The organism is Mesorhizobium sp. M1A.F.Ca.IN.020.03.2.1 (genome assembly GCF_004023205.1).
In the GTDB taxonomy this organism is placed as follows: Bacteria; Pseudomonadota; Alphaproteobacteria; order Rhizobiales; family Rhizobiaceae; genus Mesorhizobium.
The window spans coordinates 1-1,821 of record NZ_RZSV01000441.1 but is presented as its reverse complement, the minus strand read 5'-3'; the positions used below and the strand labels follow the sequence as shown (position 1 = coordinate 1,821).

Below are 1,821 nucleotides of genomic sequence, written 5' to 3'. Positions count from 1 at the left end.
GGTAATAGGCAAAGAGGATCGGCAGCAGCGTCACCAGCACGACGACCATGGCGACGACATTGGTGACCGGACGCTGCCGCGGTCTGATCAGCTCCTCCAGCATCCAGATCGGCACAGTCTGCTGCTGGCCGGCGGTGAAGGTGGTGACGATGACCTCGTCGAAGGACAGCGCAAAGGCCAACATGCCGCCGGCAAGCAGCGCGGTTGCAATGTTGGGCAGCACGACATGCCTAAACGTCTGAAAACCGTCGGCGCCGAGATCCATCGAGGCCTCGATCATCGAGCCTGAGGTGCGGCGAAAACGGGCGACGGCATTGTTGTAGACGACGACCACGCAGAAAGTGGCGTGGCCGAGCACGATCGTCCAGAACGAGAACGGGATGTCGGCGAGCGCAAAAGCCGAGCGCAGCGCGATGCCGGTGATGATGCCGGGCAGCGCGATCGGCAGGATGACGAGCAATGAAATCGCCTCGCGGCCGAAGAAGCGCGTGCGCGAAACCGCAGCGGCGCAGAGCGTGCCAAGAACCAGCGCGATCGCGGTCGAAATGGCAGCGACGCGGATCGACAGCGACAGCGCCTCCCAGACATCCGGCCTGTTCCAGGTGACGGCGAACCATTGCGTGGTCAAACCCGGTGGCGGCCACACAAAACTCTTCTCTTCGGTGGTGAAGGCATAGACGAAGATCAAAAGGATCGGCAGATGCAGGAAGAGCAGGCCGCAGGCGGCGGCGATCTTCAGCCCGAGCGGAGCGGATTGGCCGCGATCAGAGCGCATCGAAAGCTCCCATGCGCTTGGCGCCCCACAGATAGAAGCCCATGAAGACGATGGGCACCACGGTGAAGGCGGCGGCTAAAGGAATGTTGCCGGCGGTGCCTTGCTGCGAATAGACGGCCTGGCCGATGAACAGGCGCGAGGTGCCGATGATCTGCGGGATGATGTAGTCGCCCAATGTCAGCGAGAAGGTGAAGATCGAGCCGGCGACGATGCCCGGCAGCGCCAGCGGGAAGAGCACGTTACGAAAGGTCTGGCCGGGCGAGGCGCCGAGATCGGACGAGGCCTCGACGAGGTTGCCGGGGACGCGTTCCAGCGCCGCCTGCACAGGCAGGATCATGAACGGCAGCCAGACATAGACGAAGACGATGAAGGTGCCGGTGAAGGAGACCGACAGCGAGTTGCCGCCAACGATCGGCAACGACAGCCAGGCCTCGAGCAGCCATAGCAGGCCGAGCTTGCCTAACAGCCAAGTGAGAATGCCTTCCTTGGCGAGGATCAGTTTCCAGGCGTAGATCTTGACCAGATAGCTCGACCAGAGCGGCAGCATGACGCCGAGATAGAACAGCGCCTTCCAGCGGCCGCGCGCATAGCGCGCCGCGTAATAGGCGATGGGGAACGCGATGACCGCGGAGGCGAGCGTCACGAGCGCCGCCATCGTCACCGTGCGCAGGATGATGTCGAGATTGGCGGCCTGGAACAGGTCGCCATAGGTCTTCAGCGTGAACTCGCGGTTGATCAGGCCGGAGAACTCGTCGATCGAGAAAAAGCTCTGCAAAAGCAGCGCGAAAAGCGAGCCTATATAGACGATGCCCAGCCACAGAAGCGGCGGCAGCAGCATGAGCAGCAAGAGAAGTATCGGCCGGCGCCAGAAGAGGTCGGAGAGCGCCCCGCGCATGCCGCCGTTGCCGGGCAGGATGGCGGGCACGGGCTTGGATTGAACAGCGGCGATTGTCATCGCGCCGCACCGACGATCAGATCAACGGCGGCAAGGCCGAGATCCTCCACACCCCCCTCTGGCCTGCCGGCCATCTCCCCCGCAAGGCGGG

General features: G+C 63.4%; 2 protein-coding genes. Both read right to left on the bottom strand.

Features of this window, described 5'->3' with window-relative positions; genetic code table 11:
- Window positions 1–775: ABC transporter permease (locus tag EOA79_RS31830; RefSeq protein ID WP_164894060.1), on the bottom strand; the 775-nt coding region annotated here is incomplete at its 3' end.
- On the bottom strand, window positions 765–1,670 hold the full coding sequence (locus EOA79_RS31825) for an ABC transporter permease (RefSeq protein WP_206522089.1): 906 nt from the start codon (window positions 1,668–1,670) through the stop codon (window positions 765–767). The genes EOA79_RS31830 and EOA79_RS31825, both read right to left, overlap by 11 nt.
- Between the last annotated feature and the right edge of the window lie 151 nt (window positions 1,671–1,821).

Coding starts and splice junctions, on each gene's coding strand:
- EOA79_RS31825 (WP_206522089.1), bottom strand. CDS start 1,670: ATGCGCGGGGCGCTCTCCGACCTCTTCTGGCGCCGGCCGATACTTCTC.